This window comes from Microbacterium sp. DMC48, assembly GCF_056313825.1.
The window spans coordinates 241,516-253,937 of the sequence record NZ_JBQUZN010000005.1 but is presented as its reverse complement, the minus strand read 5'-3'; the positions used below and the strand labels follow the sequence as shown (position 1 = coordinate 253,937).

General features: G+C 70.1%; 12 protein-coding genes. 6 read left to right on the top strand and 6 right to left on the bottom strand.

Going from position 1 to position 12,422, the window contains the following annotated elements:
* Window positions 1-31 precede the first annotated feature (31 nt).
* Together ACT53O_RS10290 and ACT53O_RS10285 are read left to right on the top strand one after the other, a co-directional pair.
* Complete coding sequence (locus ACT53O_RS10290) at window positions 32-895, top strand: fumarylacetoacetate hydrolase family protein (protein ID WP_347417484.1); 864 nt, start codon at window positions 32-34, stop codon at window positions 893-895.
* A 124-nt stretch (window positions 896-1,019) separates the two neighbouring features.
* Window positions 1,020-1,874 (top strand): sulfurtransferase, encoded by an 855-nt coding sequence (locus ACT53O_RS10285; protein WP_476152243.1) that lies wholly within the window; start codon window positions 1,020-1,022, stop codon window positions 1,872-1,874.
* Here ACT53O_RS10285 and ACT53O_RS10280 read toward each other — a convergent pair.
* Window positions 1,784-2,887, bottom strand: a complete 1,104-nt coding sequence (locus tag ACT53O_RS10280; protein WP_476152241.1) for an LLM class flavin-dependent oxidoreductase — start codon at window positions 2,885-2,887, stop codon at window positions 1,784-1,786. The genes ACT53O_RS10285 and ACT53O_RS10280 overlap by 91 nt on opposite strands.
* Window positions 2,884-3,621 (bottom strand): GNAT family N-acetyltransferase, encoded by a 738-nt coding sequence (locus ACT53O_RS10275; RefSeq protein WP_347417481.1) that lies wholly within the window; start codon window positions 3,619-3,621, stop codon window positions 2,884-2,886. The genes ACT53O_RS10280 and ACT53O_RS10275 overlap by 4 nt, the downstream gene beginning before the upstream one ends.
* 142 nt (window positions 3,622-3,763) lie before the next feature.
* On the opposite strand from ACT53O_RS10275, the gene ACT53O_RS10270 reads away from it, so the two are divergent.
* From ACT53O_RS10270 to ACT53O_RS10260, 3 genes are read left to right on the top strand one after another with little or no spacing between them, the layout of a single operon-like run.
* On the top strand, window positions 3,764-4,969 hold the full coding sequence (locus ACT53O_RS10270) for an LLM class flavin-dependent oxidoreductase (protein WP_347417480.1): 1,206 nt from the start codon (window positions 3,764-3,766) through the stop codon (window positions 4,967-4,969).
* A complete protein-coding gene (locus ACT53O_RS10265) occupies window positions 4,966-6,324 on the top strand; it encodes an NtaA/DmoA family FMN-dependent monooxygenase (RefSeq protein ID WP_347417479.1) in 1,359 nt (452 codons plus the stop codon). Before ACT53O_RS10270 ends, ACT53O_RS10265 begins: the two co-directional genes overlap by 4 nt.
* Window positions 6,321-8,255, top strand: a complete 1,935-nt coding sequence (locus tag ACT53O_RS10260) for an FAD/NAD(P)-binding protein (RefSeq protein ID WP_347417478.1) — start codon at window positions 6,321-6,323, stop codon at window positions 8,253-8,255. The genes ACT53O_RS10265 and ACT53O_RS10260 overlap by 4 nt, the downstream gene beginning before the upstream one ends.
* Here ACT53O_RS10260 and ACT53O_RS10255 read toward each other — a convergent pair whose 3' ends face one another.
* The 4 genes from ACT53O_RS10255 to ACT53O_RS10240 form a co-directional block, all read right to left on the bottom strand.
* Window positions 8,256-8,810: a GNAT family N-acetyltransferase gene (locus ACT53O_RS10255; RefSeq protein ID WP_347417477.1), complete on the bottom strand. Its 555-nt coding sequence runs from the start codon at window positions 8,808-8,810 to the stop codon at window positions 8,256-8,258.
* A 68-nt stretch (window positions 8,811-8,878) separates the two neighbouring features.
* Window positions 8,879-9,880 (bottom strand): ABC transporter substrate-binding protein, encoded by a 1,002-nt coding sequence (locus ACT53O_RS10250; RefSeq protein ID WP_347417476.1) that lies wholly within the window; start codon window positions 9,878-9,880, stop codon window positions 8,879-8,881.
* 48 nt (window positions 9,881-9,928) lie between these two features.
* Window positions 9,929-10,699 (bottom strand): amino acid ABC transporter ATP-binding protein, encoded by a 771-nt coding sequence (locus ACT53O_RS10245; RefSeq protein WP_347417475.1) that lies wholly within the window; start codon window positions 10,697-10,699, stop codon window positions 9,929-9,931.
* Window positions 10,696-11,748 carry an amino acid ABC transporter permease gene (locus tag ACT53O_RS10240; RefSeq protein ID WP_347417474.1) on the bottom strand — a complete coding sequence of 351 codons (1,053 nt, stop codon included), beginning with the start codon at window positions 11,746-11,748 and terminating at the stop codon, window positions 10,696-10,698. Before ACT53O_RS10240 ends, ACT53O_RS10245 begins: the two co-directional genes overlap by 4 nt.
* 242 nt (window positions 11,749-11,990) lie before the next feature.
* Between ACT53O_RS10240 and ACT53O_RS10235 the strand changes: the two genes are divergently transcribed.
* Complete coding sequence (locus ACT53O_RS10235; RefSeq protein WP_347417473.1) at window positions 11,991-12,413, top strand: rhodanese-like domain-containing protein; 423 nt, start codon at window positions 11,991-11,993, stop codon at window positions 12,411-12,413.
* The last annotated feature ends 9 nt before the right edge of the window (window positions 12,414-12,422 follow it).

Genomic DNA, 12,422 nt, shown 5'->3' with positions numbered 1-12,422 from the left:
TCTCGCCGACGGCGAGGAGAGAGAGCACATCATGAAGCTGCGTCGACTCGGGCCCCAGGGCGCGGAGATCCCCGTGGTGGAAGACGGCGGTCGCTACCTGCGCATCGACGCGCTGACCGCCGACATCGACGGCGTGTTCTTCGCCGGTGGTGGCCTGGAGCGCGTGCGCACCGCGCTCGCCGCCGGAACGCTGCCCGAACTGGACGGTGCCGCGCAGCTGCGCGTGGGAGCGCCGATCGCTCGGCCGACCGCCGTGCTGTGCATCGGGCAGAACTACGCTGCACACGCCGCCGAGTCCGGCGATGCGCCGCCAACGGTGCCGATCCTGTTCTACAAGCACCCGAACACGGTCGTCGGCCCCTTCGACAACGTCGCCATTCCCCCCGGTGCGGTCAAGGTCGACTGGGAGGTGGAGCTGGGCGTGGTCATCGGGCGCCGCGCGCGCTATCTCTCTTCGCCCGCGGAGGCCTTGGACCATGTCGCGGGCTACGTCGTCAGCAACGACGTCTCCGAACGCGCGTATCAGGTCGAACACTCGGGCGGGCAGTGGTCGAAGGGCAAGAGCGCCGAGACGTTCAATCCGCTCGGGCCGGCGCTCGTCACAGCCGACGAGGTCGGCGACCCGCAGAACCTGCGGCTGTGGTCGCTCGTGAACGGGCAGCCCCGACAGGACTCACACACCGGCGACATGATCTTCTCCGTCGCCGAGATCGTCCACCACCTCAGCCAGTACGTCGTGCTCGAGCCGGGCGATCTCATCAACACGGGCACGCCGCAGGGTGTCGCGCTTTCGGGTCGATTTCCCTATCTCTCGGAGGGCGACGTGATGGAGGTCGGCATCGAACGGCTCGGCGCCGCACAGCAGCGACTGGTGGCCGCTTCGGTCACCGGCTGACGGGCGTGCGGTCATCGGCCGCACGCCCGCACAACGCCTCCCGATTGCGTCGTCGTCTTTCGTCCTGTTGCGGCACATGTCGTCGCGATTCCCGGCGACGCGTCGGGGGCGTGACGCTGGAAGCGTGCCCCACCTCATCGACGCGACCGCAGTCAGCGCGGCCATCGCCGCGTCTGCATCCGTGCGGCTTCTCGACGTGCGCTGGAGGCTCGACGTCCCGGAAGGCCGGCCCTCGTATCTCGCCGCCCACCTCCCCGGCGCCGTGTACGTCGACCTCGAGCGCGAGCTCGCCCGCCCCGGCCATCCCGAGGAGGGGCGCCTTCCCCCGCCGTCGCGCGAGGAGCTCGAACGCAGCGCGCGCCGGTGGGGCGTGAACGAGGGCGACCTCGTCATCGCCTACGACGACAACGACTCCGTCGCGGCGGCACGCGCCTGGTGGCTGCTCTCGGCCCGCGGCGTGAACGTGGGCGTGCTCGACGGGGGACTGCGTGCCTGGGTCGCCCAGGGCTACCCGATCGAGGCGGGCGACGTGCAGCCCCACCCCGGCGACATCGTGCTCGGTGACAGCGAACCGCTGGCGGTCGACATCGACGAGACGGCGCGGGCGCACCTGGATGGCGTCGTCATCGATGTGCGCTCCGCGGCCCACTATCGCGGGCACGCGACGGGCGCCGATCCCGCGTCGGGGCACATCCCTGGCGCGCTCAACGTGCCCACCAGCGCCTACATCCGCGGCGACGGCACCCTCGAGTCTCCCGAGGTCATCCGAGAGGTTCTCCGTTCTGCGGGGGTCGACGTGCGTGCGCCGATCGTCCTGTACTGCGGCACCGGCGTCGCGTCAGCACACTCCGCTCTCGCCCTGGCGACGGCGGGGATCTCGGCATCCGTCTATGCGGGCTCGTGGAGCCAGTGGGCCCGCGATCGCCGTCGCCCCGTCGCGGTCGGCCCCACGCCGGCCGGCGCCTCTCGGGGCTGGTGATCTGACGGGCTCCAGCCGAGCAGCGGGGCGAGAACACCGGCGATGTCTTCGAGGATCTGGATGTAGTCCGCTTCGGCGAAGGTGAACGGCAGCGCGAACGCCACCTCGTCGACGTGCGCGAAAGCCCGACTCGACAGCAGCGTCTCGGCGATCTCGGCAGACGTTCCCACCAGATCGGGCGAGAAGAGCATGCCCTTCGGCCCATGGGCGACGCCGACACGAGGGGCGCGGGATGCCGCGTACGCGAGATACCGCGAACGCTGCTCGGCCGTGGCGCTGTCGGTGGGGATGACGACGAGTCCCTGCGAGACGCGCGCCTGCGCTCCGTCGGCGTGATGCTCTCGGAACAGCCGGATCTGCGCGTCCTGCTCCGCGTCGAAATCGGTCGATCCGGTCGACTGGATCACGCTGCTCGTAAGCAGGTGGAAGCCGTTCTGCGCCGCCCAGAGCGTCGAATCGCGACTGCCGGCTCCGTACCACAGGCGCTCGGCGAGCGTCGCGGCGTGCGGCTCGATGCGCTCGGAGAACTCCTCGATTCCCTCCACACCGGAGAAGGAGCTCACCCGTTCGCCCGCGAGATAGCCGCGCAGCCGCGACAGACGTTCGTACCCGAACTGCTCCCGGTCAGCCGTGCCTGGGTAGAGCGCATCAGCGAACTCGTCGAGTCGCCGGGGCGGGCCCACGGAGAACCCCGGCTCCAGCCGGCCCCCGCTGAGCACATCCACGGTCGCGAGGTCTTCAGCGAGGCGGAAGGGATTCTCGAACCCGAGCGGAATCACCGCAGTGCCCAGACGGATGCGGCTGGTCCGCTGTGACGCGGCCGCCAGCACCGTCAGCGGCGACGAGATCCCGTACTGCAGGTGACGGTCGCGCAGCCACGCGCTGTCGAAGCCCAATCGTTCGGCGCGCTCGATGATCGCCAGCGTCGCTTCGTGCCCGGGGCGCGGATCGGCGCGATCGAACAGACCGATGGTGAGAAATCCGAGGGAGCGCAGGGGCTGCGGCGCGCTCATCGCGGTGCCCGCACCGAGCTGAAGCGCGTGCGGCGGCGCAGTACGAAGCCGAGACGTTCGTAGGCGGCGATCGCGCCGGTGTTGGATGCCGCGGCGTGCAGCAACGCCCGGTCGCCGCGCTGCTGGATGTGGAAGGCCACATCCAGCACGAGCCGCGAGGCCAACCCCTGACGCCGGTGGTCCTCGTCGACGGCGACGGCACTGATCTCGGTCCAGCCCGTCGGGTGGAGGCGCTCGCCCGCCATCGCCACGAGACGCCCACCCCGGCGGATGCCGATGTAGCGGCCGAGCTCGTGCGTGCGCGGGCGGAACGGGCCGGGCTGATTGCGGGCGACGATCGCGAGCATGTCGTCCACATCGTCCGCGCCGAGCTCCACAGCCTCGTCGTCCGGGCGCGTCGACAACGCCGGCGTCTCGATCAGCTGCACGCCGTCACCGCCCCCGACGAACTCCCACCCGGGCGGCAGTTCACCGTCGAAGCCGGACAGTCCGAACTCCTCGCCGGCATCCACGATCTCGCGCAGAGCATCCCAGACCGCGGGGTCGTCCCACGTGCGCACGGCGACGAAGGGCGCGACATCGTCGGGGTAGCGGCGGGCGAGGTCCCCGCCGATCGCGAATGCCGCGTGCGGCCCCGTCAGCGACGACCACGCCGCATTGTCCAGTACCGCGTCCAGCACAGCGGCGTCGTCCGAGAGGGTGGGAGCAGGAAGAGCGATCGAGGCATCGGGCACCACACCACTGTCCGCCGCCGGGCGCGAACACGCAAACCGACCCGCGCCGGCGCGCGGGCAACATGACGCTGCGTGTCGGGGTGCGACGTCGCATGTCGGCGCTGATTGTCGCCGCCCGCTCGCCGTCCGCACAGTGGCAGTCATGACAGCTCAGGTACACCTCGCCCTCGCCCTGGATCGGGCCGGGTGGCATCCCGCCGCGTGGCGGGAGCGCTCGGCGACGCCGCACGACCTCCAGAGCCCCGCGTACTGGCGACGTCTCGTGACCGACGCCGACCGAGCCGGCATCGTGCTGGCGACGATCGAGGACGCACTGAGCTTCACCGACCGCGTCGAGCCAGCCGACTCCCCAGCGCCGCACCGCGTGCGAGGTCGCCTCGACGCCGTGCTGATCGCGTCGTTCCTCGCGCCGCACACGCAGCGGATCGGGCTGGTTCCCACCGCCACGACCGCCCACCCCGAGCCGTTCCATGTCGCCACCGGCATCCAGACGCTGGACTTCGCCAGCCGGGGCCGGGCCGGCGTCCGCCTCGTCGCGGGCTCGTCACCCGCCGAGCGCGCCAACTTCGGTCGCCGCGCCACCGGTCCTGGCGCCCTCCCGGCATCCGGACGGGTGGAAGATGCCCCCGAACTGCTCGCCGCCTTCCGCGAGGCCGGCGAGTTCGCCGAGGTGCTCACGCGCCTGTGGGACTCGTGGGACGACGATGCGATCGTGCGTGACGCGGCGGCCGGACTCTTCCTCGATCCCGACCGCGTGCACCCCGCGCGGTTCGAGGGCGAGTTCTTCTCCGTCGAGGGGGCGTCGATCGTGCCGCGCTCGCCGCAGGGGCGCCCGCTGATCACCGTGCTCGCACATCAGAGCGTGCCGTTCGCCCTCGCCGCAGCCCACGCCGACGTCGTGTTCATCACGCCGCACGACGACGCTTCCGCCACCGGCATCCTCGCCGAGCTCGACCAGGCGGTCGCCGCCCACCGGCACGGCCGCGAACGCCTCCGCGTGTTCGCCGACCTCGTCGTGCTGATCGAGGAGACCTCCGCCGCCGCGCGTGACGCCGCCGCCCGGCTCGACGATCTCGCCGGGGCCGCGTTCGCGTCCGACGCGCGCATCGTCGTGGGCACCCCGCTGGAGGTCGTCGACGAGATCCGCGCGCTGGCCGCCGCCGGCGTCGACGGTGTGCGCCTGCGTCCCGCACGTCAGCCGCGGGATGTCGCTGCCATCACCGACCGCGTCGTGCCGCTGCTCGACGCGTTCGGCGGTCTCGTCCGCGACGATCGCGTCAGTCTGCGCGGCCGGCTCGGGCTGACCCGTCCGACGACGACCCCGACCCGAGAGAAGGCCTTCGCATGAGCCGTCGCCAGATCCACCTCGCCGCGCATTTTCCGGGCGTCAACAACACGACGGTGTGGAACGACCCGCACTCGGGCAGTCAGATCGACTTCTCCTCCTTCGAGTACTTCGGTCGCACGGCCGAGAAGGGCCTGTTCGACTACGTCTTCCTGGCCGAGGGCCTGCGCCTGCGCGAACACCGTGGACGCATCCACGGGCGCGACGTCGTCGGACGCCCCAACACGCTGTCGGTGCTGGCGGCGCTCGCCGCGGTCACCGACCACGTCGGGCTCGTCGGCACCCTCAACACGACGTTCAACGAGCCGTACGAGCTGGCCCGCGAACTGGCCACGCTCGACTGGCTCTCCGGCGGGCGTGCCGGGTGGAACGCCGTCACCAGCTCCGACGCGTTCCACGGCGCCAACTTCCGGCGCGGCGGCTACCTCGATCACGCCGACCGCTACACACGCGCGGCCGAGTTCGCGGAGCTGGCGAAGAAGCTCTGGGACTCGTGGTCGGACGAGGACATCGTCGCGGATGTCGAGACGGGTCAGTATCTACGTGACGGCGCCCCGGCGCGTGTCCGTCACAATGGCGCACAGTTCGACGTCGACGCGGTGTTCGATGTGCCCCGCTCGCCGCAGGGGCGGCCGGTCATCGTGCAGGCGGGCGACTCCGCGGACGGCCGCGACTTCGGCGCCGCGCACGCGGAGGTGATCTTCTCGCTGCACACCGCTTTCGACGACGCGCGCGCGTTCTACGACGACGTCAAGGGCAGGCTTGCCGCGGACGGTCGCGACGAGGAGTCGCTCAAGATCCTCCCCGCCGCCACCTTCGTCATCGGCGACACCGCGGACGAGGCGACGGAGCGTTCACGCGCGATCGCGCTGCAGCAGGTTCGGCCGGAGACCGCCCTCACCTATGTCGAGCAGGTGTGGGGGCGCGACCTCAGCGGCTACGATCCCGACGGACCGCTCCCGGAGATCGAGCCCGACACCGGGGCCGAATCCGACCACGGGTGGGCGAACCGGCACGCCGCCGTTCGCAAGCGCATCACCGCGCTGCGCGAGCTCAGCGAGCGCGAGAACCTCAGCATCCGTGAGGTCGTCATCCGTCTGACGGCTCGGCACACGTTCGTCGGCACGCCCGCGCACATCGCCGCCGAGATCGACCGCTACGTGCAGGAGCGCGCCACCGACGGCTTCACGGTCGTCGGACACCTCACCCCGCACGGCCTGGACGAGTTCGCCGACCGCGTCGTGCCTCTCCTGCAGGAGCGCGGCTCGTACCGTGAGGCGTACGAGGAGGGGGCCACGCTGCGCGACCTGCTCGGACTGCCCGCCGTCCGTCCCGTCGGCGCTGCCGCCGCGCGATGACGTCTCGCCTGGTCATCGTCGGGGGAGGACCGCGCGCGTTCATGCTCCTCGAACGGATCGTCGCACGCGCCGCCGCCGACACCGGGGTGCCCGCCGACGTGCACATCGACATCGTCGACCCGCATCCGGCCGGCGCGGGGCGGATCTGGCGTCGGGCGCAGTCGCCGCTGCTGAAACTCAACTCGATGGCCCAGGACGTCACGGTCTTCACCGACGAGACGTGCTCCATCGAGGGGCCTGTCGTGGCGGGCCCGTCACTGATCGAGTGGGTGCAGCAGTGGCGCGACGGACGGCTGGGTGACGTCGAGATCGACGACGAACTCGTCGCCACCGAGGCGCGCGCGCTCACCGGAACCAGCTTTCCCACCCGGCGGCTGCAGAGCCACTACCTGGGGTGGTTCGCGCGGAGGGTGATCGCCTCGGCCCCGGAGGGAGTCTTCGTCCGCACGCACGTCGACGAGGTTCTGGGCGTGCACCGCGCCGGCCCGAGGTGGGATGTGACGCTCGCCTCCGGTGCGCGGTTGACGGCGGATGCCGTGGTCTACGCGATCGGGCACACCGCCGAGGTCCCGGCCGCGGACGAGCCGGCCGCCGTGCTCGCGGATGCCGCGCGCCGCGCCGGGCTGGACTACTACCCGCCCGCGTTCACGGCCGACCTCGATCTCGACGGCATCCCCGCCGGATCCGAGGTCATCGTCCGTGGCATGGGCCTCGCCGCCGTTGACCTCGTCGTCCTACTCACCCAGGGTCGCGGCGGCTGGTTCGAGACCACCGCCGACGGGCTGCGCTACGTCCCCTCCGGACATGAGCCGCGTTTGCACCTGGGCTCGCGCCGGGGCGTTCCGTACCGCTCCAAGGTGTCGTCGCAGATCCAGGGCGATGCTCCGCGCCGCGACGTGCTGACACCGAGCGTCATCGCCGCTCTCGCGGCATCCGACGACGACCGGCTGCTCGACTTCGAACGTGATGCCTGGCCGCTGATCGCGGCGGAGCTCCTCCACGGGCACTACCGCGAGCTGTTCACCGGACACCCCGACCGAGTGAGCGGCACGTGGGAGCAGGCCGCCGGCTTGCTCGCAGCACACGCGTGGGATGACCCCGCGCTGCACGCGGCGCTCGCCGCGCTCGTGCCCGATCCGCTCGACCGGCTCGACATCGTCGCGCTCGATCGGCCCCTCGCCGGAGCGTGCTTCGCCGACGCCGACGATGCCCACGCCGCCGTCGCGGCGCACATCCGCGCGGATCTGCATCTGCGCACCGCGCCGGAGCGCAGCGCCGCGCAGGGACTGTTCTTCGCGATGCTGCTGTCGTTCCTCGCGCTCAGCGAGATTCCGGCGGAGCGCTGGAATGCGCGTTCGCGGGCCGAACTGCTGCCTGTTCGTTGGCACACGTTCTTCAGCTACGTCGCGAGCGGTCCGCCCGCGCACCGCCTCGAAGAGTTCCTCGCGCTCGCCGACGCCGGCGTCGTGCGCTTCTTCGGACCCGATGTGCGCGTCGCCCTCGACGCCTCCAGTACCGGGTCCTCGTTCGTCGCCTCCAGTCCCTCGCGCCCCGGTACGACCACAGCATCGATCCTCGTGGACGCGTGGCTGCCGTCGGGCGCCGCGGCGACCAGCGAGAGTGCAGCCCTGCGCCAGCTCGCGACGGTTCATGGCCGCCTGCTGCGCGTGGCGGACGGGGAGAAGACGCGCTCACTCGGTCGTGTTGTCGTCGACGGCGACGGCCGGGTGGTCCGTGCCGACGGGGTGCCGCACGACGCGCTGTTCGCCATCGGTCCGTTCACCTCTCACCCCGAGGCCGGGGCGTTCACGCGTCCGCGCAGCGACGCGCTGTCGTTCCGGCAGAGCGACCGGATCGCTGCTGCCGTCGTGGCGGCATTGACCGGCTCGGCCCTTTCGGTCTCGGAGCTGTCCGCCCCGGCTCCCGCCTGATCAGCCGGCCGTGCCCTCGCCGCTCGACGCGGGAGCGTGACCCGGCTCGGGGGTGAGGTCGTACCCGAAGGCGAGAAGCGTCACGATCCGACCCGGCTCGAGTTCGCGCGGCTGTTCCCGATCGAGGAGCCGCTGGAAGCCGAGCTTCGCGTACAGTGCGTGAGCACCCGTCATCTCCGGTCCCGAGTTCATCACGACGCGGTGCGACCCGCGCTCTCGTGCGAGCTCGATGACGTGACGGGTCAGGGCGGCACCGATGCCTCGCCCGCGGGCTGCCGGAGCGACCGCGAGCTGACGAAAGTCGGTCTCTCCCGGTCGGCCGATATCGGGATTGAGGGCGCGATGGGGCTGCGATACCCAGACTGTTCCGACGATCTCATCGGACTCGTCGAGGGCGACCCAGACGTCGCCCTCCGTCACGCGCCGGGCAACGTCGCGCAGCGAAGCGAGGTAGCCCTCCGAGAGGTCACCGTAACTGGCGAGGTAGGCGTCGGCCGTGACGTCGCCCGCGCGTACGTACTCCTCGGTGCGGACGAGGCGGATGGTGACAGGCATGCGATTCTCCAGAAGACGACGATACCGGCCGGCTCCGCTCGGAGACCGGCCGGTGTCGTCAACGATATTCAGGACTTGGGAAGTCCCTGCGGGTTGACCTCGCTCTTGTCGACGCGCTCGCCTTCCAGGCCCCACGCCTTCAACAGGTCGTCGTACTGGCCGCCGGCGATGATCGCGTTGAGAGCGATCTGGACGGGCTCGATCAGCCCGTTGCCCTTCTTGGTGCCCGCGGCGATGTTCGCGGTCAGAGGCCATCCGCCCGACACCAACCCCACAAGCTTGGTGTCGCCGGTCTCGCGCGCCGACCACGCCGCGGTGGCGTTGGGACCGAAGGTGGCGTCGGCGCGGCCGGACTGCACCGCCAGCGTCGCTGCGGCATTGTCGTCGTAGTAGACGAGCTCTGCCGGGGCCTTGCCATTCTTCTCCAGTTCGGCGTTCCACGCCAGGAGGATCTTCTCCTGGTTGGTCCCGGAGCCCACGATGATCTTGAGGCCGCTGATGTCGTCGGCGCTCGCGATGTTCGTGATGGTGCTGTCGGACTTGACGTAGAAGCCGAGCTGGTCGACGCGGTAGCTCGCGAAGTCGTAGAGCTCCTTGCGCTCTTCGGTGACCGTGACGTTCGATGCGATCAGGTCGTACTTGCCCGACTGGATGCCGAGGGGCCAATCGGCCCACGCGACCACCACGGGGTTGTAGGTGAGACCGAGCGCCTCGGCGATCAGGGACCCGATGTTCGGCTCCGTCCCCGCGACGTCCGCCGCCGCCGAGGTGCCTTCGGGTTGGTAGCTCAGCGGTGGGACGAAAGCGCCCACCGCGACGGTGAGCTTGCCCGGCTCGATCGGCGTGAAGCCGCTTTTCTTGAGTGCCTCGACCGCCGCGGGCACCGGCCCGTCGAGATGGATCGTGGTGATGTCGCTCGTTGAGACATTCGCGCTCGTCGCGATCGGTGACGGCTCGGCGGCGGTCGCCGAACTGTTGACGTTCACGGCGGTGATGATGCCGCCGACGATCGCGGCGACGGCGACGACACCGATTCCGAGGGCGATGCCCTGCTTCTTGCTGATGGCCATGTGCTCTGAGGTGCTTTCTGTGTCGGGTGAGAGGGGGAGATGAGGTGGTCAGGAGAGGACTTTGGCGAGGAACTCCCGCACGCGCGGGTGCTGGGGGCGTTCCAGAACGTCGCGCGCCGGGCCCTGCTCGATCACGCGGCCGCCGTCGAGGAAGACCACACGATCGGCGACCTCGCGAGCGAATCCGACCTCGTGCGTCACGATCACGAGGGTCGTGCCGAGTTGGGCGAGGTCGCGGATGACATCGAGCACTTCGCCGACCAACTCAGGGTCGAGTGCGCTGGTCGGCTCGTCGAAGAGGATCACTTTCGGCTTCAGCGCGAGAGCGCGCGCAATCGCGACACGCTGCTGCTGACCGCCGGAGAGCTGGCGCGGATGGCGGTCTGCTTTGTCGGCGAGACCCACCCGGTCGAGCAGTCCCAAGGCGAGCTGGCGGGCGTCGTCCCTCGAGAGGCGGCCGAGTGCGGCGGGCGCCTCGGCGACGTTCTCCCATGCAGTCAGGTGCGGGAAGAGGTTGAAGTTCTGGAAGACGATGCCGATCTGTGTGCGCCGTGCGAGCACGTCGCGTTCGCGTAGTTCGTGCAGTTTGCCGCCGCGCCGCTCGTATCCGATGAACTCGCCGTCGACCGTGACCGAACCGGCATCCACCGTCTCGAGATGATTGATGGTGCGAAGCAGCGTCGATTTCCCGGAGCCGCTGGCGCCGAGGATGGCCACCACCTCGCCCGGGGCGATGGTCAGATCGATGCCGCTCAGGACCTCGACGCCGCCGTAGCTCTTGTGTACGTTGTGGATCTCTACGAGCCCGGACGTGCTCATGCGACACCTCCGTCGTTTGTCTTCTTCTGAGCGTCAGCGTGCGGGTCCTCGGGCGCGACGTCGTCTCCGAGTCGCGCCCATTGGGCGGCGAGCCACACCCGCGCCCGCTGGACGGGCGTCGGGGGAAGCACCCGCACGCTGCCCCGGGCGTAATGCCGTTCGATGTAGTACTGCGCGATGCTCAGGATCGTGGTGACGATCGTGTACCAGACGACGGCCACCAGCAGCAGCGGGATCACCCGGCTGTTGCGGTTGTAGATCACCTGAACCGCGTAGAACAGCTCCGGGATTGCGATCACGAACAGCACTGAGGTGCCCTTGACGAGTCCGATCACCTCGTTGGTCGCGTTGGGGATGATCGAGCGCATCGCCTGCGGCAGCACGATGCGTGTCAGTCGTCTGCGCGGCGGGATGCCGAGAGAAGCTGCCGCCTCGAGCTGACCCTGGTCGACGGACAACAGGCCGCCGCGGATGATCTCCGCGGAGTAAGCAGCCTGATGCAGCGAGAGGCCGAGGACGCCGGCGGCGAAGGCCGAAATCAGCTGGACGGTGGGAAACGAGACGATCCAGAAGTCGGTCGTGAACGGTGTACCGAGGCCGAGCGTCGGGTACAGGTAGCCGAGGTTGTACCAGACCACGAGCTGCACGACCAACGGCACCGAACGGAAGAACCAGATGTAGAGCCAGGCGGCGCTGCTCAACAGTGGCGACTTCGACAGCCGTGCCAACGCGATTACCGTCCCAAGGACGAAGCCCGCCGCCGCAGATACCGCCGTGTACAGGAGCGTCAGCCCGAGTCCTCGCAGCACCGGTTCGGAGAAGAAGTACCGCGCGAACACGTCCCACTCGTAGTTCTCGTTGGTTACGAGCGACCAGGCGAACTGGGCGAGGACGAAGATGACGACGGCCGCCAGCGTCCAGCGGAACCAGTGCTTCGTGCGCACGACGGGAATCGTGCCGAGGTCCCAGCGCCGTGGATCGGGGGAGGGGACAGGCGCGTCGGGTGCGGCCGTGATCGCGCCGCGGCTGCGCGGAAGAGTGTCGGTCATCGGGGTGCCTCTTTCGGGCTGTGGTGGTGGGCGGCTCATCGGTGGCACATCGGTGGCGAGCCGGTTGACTGACGGTAGAGAGTGCGCGGGACGCGCGGCAAACGTCGATCGTCACGGCCCGAGATCATCCGTAGCGCGGCGTCACACAGAGCAACGCGGCGACGTCCCGCACGCCGGCGACGGTCCTTTGCGCCTATCGTCGACGCGTACCTCGCCCGATGTCAGCGCCCCAAGGAGCCCCCGTGCCAGATCACACGTCGCCGACCACGTCATCGACCGTTCCCCTGGCCTCGGCCGACGAACCCGTCTACGACGCGCCGCTGATCAGCCCGCAGGATGCCGCGGCGCGGCTGGCCGCGGGAGCTCTCGTGGTCGACGTGCGCAGCGACGCAGGACGAGAGAAGGACGGCGTCATCCCGGGGTCGATCCGCGGGGACCGCACCCGCCTCGATGCGCAGTTCTTCCTCGACTCGCCGGAGAAACTGGCCGAGGTCACCGAGTGGGACCAGGAAATCGTCATCGTCTGCGGATCGGTTCGTGGATCCGGTCCGGTGGCCGAGAAACTGCGCGCGCAGGGCTTCACGAACGTCTCGCATGTGGACGGGGGCTTTCCCGCCTGGCGGGACGCCGGCGGCCCTGCCGAGGCGCCGTCCACGGACGCGTAAGCCTGCAAG